The following is a 647-nucleotide window of genomic DNA, read 5'->3' as shown; positions in this document are numbered from 1 at the left end:
GATCATTACGGCCAGCCTGACAGCAGGCGCTCTGAGCCCGGCTAATGCTGCGACGAGGAAGGTCCGAGTCCCGAACAAGTACGACGGCTCTTGGACCATCGTGGCCAACACGGCAGAAGGCCCGTGTGCGGCCAGTACGAGCTATCGGGTGCAGATCAAGGACAGCGACGCTTCGATCCCCGGCGAGGAAGTAAATATCGATGGCGGTGTATCGGCCGGCGGTGCCGTGCAGGCCACGATCACAAGCGGCTCGAACAAGGTGCCGATCGCTGGGAGCCTTACGGCCAAGGGTAGCGGCAATGGCACGTGGCGCACGTCGGGCGGATTGGTCGAGTGCAGTGGCAGTTGGAGCGCTAAGCGGGCAGGCTAAGAAACCCCGCGCCTTATCTGAGCACGGGCTGGCGGCGGATGGGGTTCACTCGCGCGGCTTACACCGGTTGTCCCGCAGCAGCGCGCATTCCTCACAGACGCGACCATCTGCGAAGCGGCAGTATCCGAACCCACCGGCGGCGCTGTTCCGGATCACCGGCGTGCCACCCCCTTGCGCGCAGTGCACAGACGCAGGATTTGCGAGTGCGATCCGACCGACGGAGCTACTGGCGTGCCCAGCCTCACAGGTGCCGGCAATCAGGCAACCGCTTAATACC

General features: G+C 64.5%; 2 protein-coding genes. One reads left to right on the top strand and one right to left on the bottom strand.

The window, feature by feature from the left end; genetic code table 11:
* The first annotated feature begins 1 nt into the window (after nt 1).
* Nucleotides 2–370 (top strand): heme utilization protein, encoded by a 369-nt coding sequence (locus MKL01_RS19805; RefSeq protein ID WP_243906913.1) that lies wholly within the window; start codon nt 2–4, stop codon nt 368–370.
* A 45-nt stretch (nt 371–415) separates the two neighbouring features.
* Here MKL01_RS19805 and MKL01_RS35785 read toward each other — a convergent pair whose 3' ends face one another.
* Nucleotides 416–580, bottom strand: coding sequence for a DUF333 domain-containing protein (locus MKL01_RS35785; RefSeq protein WP_313901478.1), 165 nt, complete (start codon nt 578–580; stop codon nt 416–418).
* Nucleotides 581–647: the final 67 nt, after the last annotated feature.

The sequence above is a fragment of the Methylobacterium sp. J-070 genome (assembly GCF_022829385.1).
Lineage (GTDB): Bacteria > Pseudomonadota > Alphaproteobacteria > Rhizobiales > Beijerinckiaceae > Methylobacterium.
The sequence above is the reverse complement of the archived record's forward strand: the minus strand, read 5'-3'. Positions and strand labels throughout refer to the sequence as shown.